Annotated in this window: 5 protein-coding genes; 4 read left to right on the forward strand and 1 reads right to left on the reverse strand. The window is 32.1% G+C overall.

From position 1 onward, the window contains the following. Positions 1-38: 38 nt before the first annotated feature. On the reverse strand, positions 39-956 hold the full coding sequence (locus WFZ85_RS14450; RefSeq protein ID WP_342696994.1) for a carboxypeptidase-like regulatory domain-containing protein: 918 nt from the start codon (positions 954-956) through the stop codon (positions 39-41). A 936-nt stretch (positions 957-1,892) separates the two neighbouring features. Here WFZ85_RS14450 and WFZ85_RS14455 point away from each other — a divergent pair. The 4 genes from WFZ85_RS14455 (at position 1,893) to WFZ85_RS14475 (ending at position 6,101) form a co-directional block, all read left to right on the forward strand. Next, the gene (locus WFZ85_RS14455; protein ID WP_342696995.1) at positions 1,893-3,140 is read left to right on the forward strand and encodes an AAA family ATPase; all 1,248 of its coding nucleotides are present in this window, start codon (positions 1,893-1,895) and stop codon (positions 3,138-3,140) included. Continuing rightward, positions 3,124-3,708 (forward strand): hypothetical protein, encoded by a 585-nt coding sequence (locus WFZ85_RS14460; RefSeq protein ID WP_342696996.1) that lies wholly within the window; start codon positions 3,124-3,126, stop codon positions 3,706-3,708. Before WFZ85_RS14455 ends, WFZ85_RS14460 begins: the two co-directional genes overlap by 17 nt. Positions 3,709-3,925: 217 nt before the next feature. Further along, positions 3,926-4,738 (forward strand): hypothetical protein, encoded by an 813-nt coding sequence (locus tag WFZ85_RS14465; RefSeq protein WP_342696997.1) that lies wholly within the window; start codon positions 3,926-3,928, stop codon positions 4,736-4,738. 349 nt (positions 4,739-5,087) lie between these two features. Next, positions 5,088-6,101, forward strand: coding sequence for a hypothetical protein (locus WFZ85_RS14475; protein ID WP_342696998.1), 1,014 nt, complete (start codon positions 5,088-5,090; stop codon positions 6,099-6,101). Positions 6,102-6,786 lie beyond the last annotated feature (685 nt).

Genomic DNA, 6,786 nt, shown 5'->3' on the forward strand with positions numbered 1-6,786 from the left:
TTTGTAGAAGTGTTTGTGATGTTGCTTTCCCGAGACGTTTAGGTGGTTGTGGCTTGTTCATCTGCCGCTTGCAGGGTTACGTTTTGTTCCGCTCTTTGGGTAGCAATGATGGCTACAGGGATACTTTGGGTTATGAAACCAGCTCGCGAGAAGGTAATGATTTGTGTACCTTTGGGCAGGTTTTTAAATTCGTAGTATCCTTTATCTGTTGACTTTGTTTCTACTTTTATATCGCGGACTGCCACGGTAACACCGGCAATAGGTTTACTGTTTGCATCCGTAATTATACCACGCAAGGCCAATTTTTTACCGTGGTTGTTAACCACTTTTCGGTTAGCGGTATAGGCACGATAGAACTCGTTGTCAGAAATACGTTTTGTTAACACGAGGTCGTCCATAAATTTAAGGTAGTTTGCGTTTTCTTGAAACAAGATTTTAATGTCTTGCGTAACTACTTTTCGCGCATTGATGCTAGCGCGAGGCAAAGGGATATTGCTGCTAAAATTGTTTAAATCATTGGTTGCTTTTTCTATAACCGCTGGCGTGGCACCATAAGGAAGGATGTCAGCCTGAAGTAGTGTAGCTTTCTTGATAATTGCTGCGAGGTCTGCGGCTGTGTCGTTATCTCTTTTTCTAAGCAGGATTGACCTAGTGAACTTCATTTCGTTTTGAAGTATTACATCGTTGATTGCTACTGCATACGCTCTAATGATTTGAGCCAGGTTAAGGCCGGTGTTCACGGCTTCTACTTTACCAATGGTTTTTTCGATTCTGTAGCCACCAAGCATTTTGCGTTGTTGTTCGTTTTTTAGCCGTAGTTTTTCCACGTTTGCGGAAAAGAGTTGGAAGGTTTGTAGGAATTCGGGAAGTGAACTAAGCACTCCTGTGCCTAAATTTGTTAAATAGTCAATTAAGACTAAAAACATGCTAAATCTGTTTTCTTGATTTGCGTTCATAACGTTAAGTATTTAGTTAATAATAATTTGTAGATTTGGGGTAAATCAACGAGACAAATTTAGAAAAGGAAAATTTTAATTTCCAAACGGTGGTGTTGTTTTTATTTTTTTATCATTTTTTTAAGAATTTTTATTTAACAACTGTTAAAATTTTAAGAATAATTTTAACAGTATTTTACGTATTTAAGTGATTATTTGTATTTATTTCTGTTTTATTGCTGTTATTTTCTTGTTTTTTAACATAATTTGTGCTAAAAAATGCTATTTTTTGGTTGTTTATTGTGAAAAAAAATGGTTTAGTTGTTTTGTCCTAATCAATTAATAAGAAAAAACTTTAGTTAAATTGTCGTTGCACGTGATGAAATTGTCGTTGCAAGGGTGTGAAATTGTCGTTGCAAGGGTGTGAAATTGTCGTTGCACGTGTTGAAATTGTCGTTGCAAGGGTGTGAAATTGTCATTACACGTGATGAAATTGTCGTTGCAAGGGTGTGAAATTGTCATTACACGTGTTGAAATTGTAATTACACGTGTTGAAATTGTCGTTGCAAGGGTGTAAAATTGTCGATGCACGTGATGAAATTGTCGTTGTAAAGGTGTTGAGTCGTCGTTGCACGTGGTGAAATTGTCGATGCGAAGGGTTTTGGTTGGGAGTTGTGCGTTGGAGGGCGTTGTTTTTATCCCGTAGTCTTGGGATTATAAAGTATAGTTATTGAAGGATTTGAGAGGGTGTTTGGTGGGTTGTGATAAATTAATAATTATATTTGAAGTAAATACGCTATCCAATAGCGCCTATCTACCTAGTTTAGGGTGTATATGCGCTACTTTGTAGCGGGTATATACAAGTTGTGTGCAAGCTTCCGTTCTGCATCGTCCTAAAATAGGTAGATTAAAATTTAAACAAATTTATAACTATCTTTGTGCAAATTGAAAAACTAAATGAAGCGAATACAGATTTTTAATATTGGACCAGTAAAATCCGTGGATGTTGAATTAAATAAAATTAACATCTTAATGGGACCGCAAAGTAGTGGTAAAAGTACTATTGCAAAAATTATTAGCTTTTGTCAGTGGGCAGAAAAACGATTTTTACTCGATGGGGAATTTGAATATGATGTTTTTGAGCAATTGTTGGAGTTTCATAGACTTAGCGAAAATTATTTTAGCGAAAATTCATTATTTTCATATGAAACTGACTTCGTTAAAATTTCATATAAGGGTAAAAAGCTGAAAAAAAGTATTAGAAAAAAAAGAACTTCTACCATTTACAAAAAATCAAAAAACATATACATTCCATCAGAAAGAAATTTTGTATCTGTAATTCCTAACTTATCCAAATATAAAGAAACTAATGATAATATCATGAGTTTTGTTTATGACTGGTTCACATCGAAAAGAGTTTTTGAGCGTAGCAACTCCCTAGATATATTAAATCTTGGCATTAAGTTTTATAACCATCCCGAAAGTGATAACGAAATATTGATACTTGAAAATAAAAAAGAAATTTTATTACGAGAAGGTTCAAGTGGCTTACAATCCGTAATTCCTTTAATAGTAAATATTGAATATTTAACAGATTATATCTTTAATAAAAACATTTCAAATTCTGTTGATGAAAAAGATTCATTGAACAAGTTTCTTTCAGATAATCTTTTTAAACTAATTGATTTATCAAAGTATACTTCAAAAAATTTTAAAGATTTTACTGATTTCAAACTTGATGAAAGCGATATCCGTAAATTATTGAATTCTTATCAAAAGGCTCAAGGTCTTGAATCCTACTTCAGCACAAATTTTATAATAGAAGAACCTGAGCAAAACCTTTTCCCTACTACACAACGTCATTTGATAAACTATTTGTTCGACAAAATGAATGATGATCGGGATCATAACCTAATCCTTACGACTCATAGCCCATATATATTGTATTCTATTAATAATTGCTTAATGGGTTTCAATGTTAAAGATGAATTTACAAAGGAGAATTCAAGTCAAAGCGAAATAATAAATTCAAAGTCTTGGCTAAATCCTGATTTAGTTTCGATTTGGCAAGTAAATCATGGCGAACTAAATTCAGTAATAGACAAGAATACTAAAACAGTCACGAAACATTATTTCAACGAAATTACCAAAGAAATAATGGATGAATATTTTGAAATGTTGAGCTATTATGATCCAGAAGTTTAAGCAAACGATTCCTAAACAACGAAATGGTGTTGTTAGTTCTACTGATATTTTTATTGTAGATTATAAAAAACATAATGGTGGAAATGTAGAGGTAGTAGAGATATTACCACAAATTGAACATGTCTATCTCAACAATTCCAGACCTATCGAGATACAATATTTTGCGTTTGATGACAATGCATTAACAGTTGCGAGTGAAGAAGGTCAAGTTGAACACTGTGAATGTGTTCTTTTTCCAACTACTTGTAATGATAGTGATTGGATGTTGTTAGCCGAAACAAAATATTCTAATGATATTTCAACTGCCTTCAATCCGAAATATGGTTATCCTAACAAAATGATAAATCAGATTATTAGCACGGTAAATTATTTGAGAATGAAAGAAGTTTTTGATGAAAAGAAAAGAGTCAGTGCAATATTATCATTTCCTAAATTGGCATTAGATTTTAGTGAGACGTTTTATGCGATGAGTGACAAAACCGCAGAAGAAATTCTTCTAAATCATAATATTTTAATTAGACCTACAAATGAAGGTGTTGTCATATCCGAAAAAAGGATAAAAATTTAAGCCTGCATATAATCGAGTAGACGGCTCCGCCAGAAACTGACGGAGTGCGCCTGTGAGGGTACTGCACCACTCCCTTTATGTGGTTTTAATTTTATATAAATATAAAAACAAAATTACAGGCTGGTTTTCTTACAACTATTTTAGTATATTTGAAAAAGAGATTGTGGAGGTTTTTTACAGTCTGACGTTAGCAACAATATCTTAAAACCCTAATTATATGACAAACACTACAAATAAGCCTTGGTATAAAAAAACCGAATTTACTGTTACTCTTTTTGGCATTATAGCACCTTTTCTTATTACTTATCTAATAAATGTTTTTGACAAGGATACTAAACAAATTTCGATAGTTTATAGCGATATAGATCCAATTATATCAGAATCTAAAGATATTGTTAGCGATTTAAAAATAACATATGACAGTTCGGATGTTGAAAATATTTCAAAAATAACATTTAAGATAAAAAATTCGGGTACATTATGTCTTACTAAAAATGATTTCATAGATGGACCAATTAATATCAACATTCAATATTTAAATGGAGCAAAGAGCATTATTTTACAAGCTAATGAAAAAGAAAATGCTAATCAACAGAACTCATCTCTTGTATTCAAAAACAAGCCTAATTCAAGCGAAATAATTTATAATCCAAGTCTATTAAATCCTAAAGACGAAATCACTATCGATGCTTACATACTTAATACACCTAATATCAAAATATCGTCTAAAGGAAAAATTCTAGACGGCGAGATTTTAGGTCCAATTCCAATTCAAAAAAAAGACACGAAAATTGGATATAAAAGCTTCATCCAATCGTGGGTATCACTTTTCGGCAATGAATGGTTTTCAATTGTGTTCGATATCATACTGTTTATAATACTTGCATTATCGACCATTTTTCAACTCTCTATGTCAACAGAAAGGCAACATATAGAAGTAAAACAACTGCTAAAAGTTATGGGATTTACAACTGGGACAATTTCAGTATTTTTAATTATTATGATAGTATCAACACTGCTGTATTTTTGATACTGTTGCTAATCGAGTAGACGGCTCCGCCAGAAACTGACGTAGTGCGCCTCTGAGGGTAGTGAGCGGATGGTGGTTAGAGGTGTTTACTTGAGAGGGGTACAGATTTAAGGTATATTTTAGAGTTGCTAGGTCATAGTAGTAAAACAACTGAAATATATACTCCTGTTAGTACGAAAAGTATTCCACAAATCAAAAGTCCTTTTGATGATTTGTAATACAACTTTTATTTCTATTTTTGAAACAAATACGCTATTCAATAGCGCCTATCCACCCTGTTTTGGGTGTATATGCGCTACTTTGTAGCGGGTATATACAAGTTACCAGCAATATTTTAACCACACTAGACATGAATGAACTAATTGGACTAAGAAATATAAATTCACTTAATGGCTTAGATGATATAAAGCGAGAACTATTATTTTTTGATAAAATTTTCATTGTAGGATTATCTGAGTGGAAAGAAGTGATTGAACAACAGCTTTTTGATGGGCAACGCTCAATCTTAGAAAAAAAAGGTCTTATATCTTTAAATGACTTCATTATCTATCAAGGTTTAATTGCTATGAATGAAAACATTAAGGAAAATTTTGGAAGTTGGGATGCTTATTATAAAAAAACTAAAACAGATGATTTAGAGTTTCGAAATCAAAATCTAGAATATTTAGCCGAGGAAGGCAAGGTAATCTTTGATTATAAGCAATTGGCGAACGAAAATGAATATGGTGCTATTCATAAAAAAATAACACCAATAATTCAATCCAAAATGAGCGACGAAAAGACATTAACTATGGCCGGCTTTTTTGACTTGTGTAATTTATGTCATGATTTGAAAACAAGAATTCTATCAACTTCATATGATCAATCTAAATTTACAGTAATACCATCTAGTTCATCTATTTACGAAATTGACAATATTACAAATGTAAAAACAGAAACATATAATCTCATTTTAGAAGATTTTCCAATTGTCAAAGTAGAAAATTTAGCTTGGGAACAAATATTTGATTTTAAAAATGACCCTGAAACTTATAATTCTATTTGGGGATTAAGAAATTGGATTACAAGTATTTCGAAATCCAACAAAAGCATAAATGAGATCGAAGAAGAATATAGATATTTAAAATATAAATATGAACAAGCTATTAAGATTCATAAACTCAAAACGAGTAACAGTGTCTTCCAAACAAGTATTCAGACAGGTGCAGAATTAATAGAAAATGTAGCTAAATTTAGATTGAGAAAACTTTCAGATATATTATTTAAGTTCAAAGAAAACAAGATTTCATTAATGGAGTCTGAATTAAAAAGTGAGGGAAATCAGCTTTCTTATTTATTTAAAGTAAAAGAGAAATTCAAATAAATACTGCTGGTAACAGCGGTTTGAAGAAATGGCGAAAAATGTGCAAAATTCACATTTTTCTTTCGCAAGAATTTTTTTCTTTAACAGAAAATAATTTGTTCCGAAGTTCGCAACCTCGCCAAGCGCCGGAACGTCAGGCTGTGAAAAAACTCCCTTTCCTCTACTGTTTTTACTTTTTAAAGCTGCTATAAACGGGTTTTAAGCCATGCTGATTTTTGATTTACTTTGACTGGTTTTAAAAAGAATTGTGGCTAAAAACAGTTTTATATAGGTCGTTTTTATCAAAAACAAACCTTTTCTATTGTAGGGTGAGTTCCATGTTTTGAGTTTGGCTAATAAATTGGGCACGCCGAGGATGTTGCACAACTCTCCAAAAAACTATCCCGAAGTTTCGGGATTAAAATAAATCCAAAAATTGAGCTTGTTTATTGCGAAGTGTTGGGACTATATAGTATAGTTATTGGAGGGATTGAAAGGGTGTTTGGTGGGTTGTGATAAATTAATAATTATATTTGAAGTAAATACGCTACTGAGTAGCGACAATCTACCTAATATGGTTGTATAGTCGCTATAAAGTAGCGACTATATACAAGTTAGCGGTTATTTTAAGGACGACCCGTAAATTGACAAAATAAGCAAAATGACAAGAACTAAATATCTATTGACAACTATAACTTTTGGAGTT

The sequence above is a fragment of the Flavobacterium aureirubrum genome (genome assembly GCF_038739835.1).
Lineage (GTDB): Bacteria > Bacteroidota > Bacteroidia > Flavobacteriales > Flavobacteriaceae > Flavobacterium > Flavobacterium aureirubrum.